General features: G+C 66.2%; 1 protein-coding gene. It reads left to right on the forward strand.

The window, feature by feature from the left end:
* A partial coding sequence (locus EN984_RS37000; protein ID WP_127384471.1) for an FAD-dependent oxidoreductase occupies positions 1 to 588 on the forward strand: 588 nt, incomplete at both ends.

Raw genomic sequence — 588 nt, forward strand, 5'->3', positions numbered from 1 at the left:
GCCCCGAACTCGCCAAGGCGCATGAGCGCTTTCCTTGCCTGGCGACGGCCGGCATCCGCAAATGGGTCAACGGCGCCTTCACCTTCACGCCGGACGGCAATCCGATTGTCGGGCCGGTGCGCGGGCTGAGGAACTACTGGGTTGCCTGCGGCGTCATGGCCGGCTTCAGCCAGGGCGGCGGCGTCGGCAAGTCGCTGGCCGAGTGGATGATTTTCGGCGAACCGCAGGCCGACATCTTCGGCATGGACATCGCTCGCTACGGCGCCTTCGCCGCCAACCGGGAATATCTCAGGCAGACGACGCGCCAGTTCTATTCGCGCCGCTTCGTGATGACCTTTCCCAATGAACGACTGCCCGCCGGCCGGCCGCTGAAACGTCCGGGTGCCTATGACGGCATGAGCGCGGCGGGATGCGAATGGACGGCTTCCTGGGGACTGGAAATCCCGGCCTATTTCGCGCCGATGGAATTTGCCGAGAACACGACGCTGCGGCGCTCCAACGCCTTCGACATCGTCGGCGACGAGGCGCTGCAGGTGCGGCGCGCCGCCGGTCTCGTCGATATCTCGGCCTATTCGCGCTATGCGGTGG

The organism is Mesorhizobium sp. M7A.F.Ca.CA.004.12.1.1 (assembly GCF_003997835.1).
Lineage (GTDB): Bacteria > Pseudomonadota > Alphaproteobacteria > Rhizobiales > Rhizobiaceae > Mesorhizobium.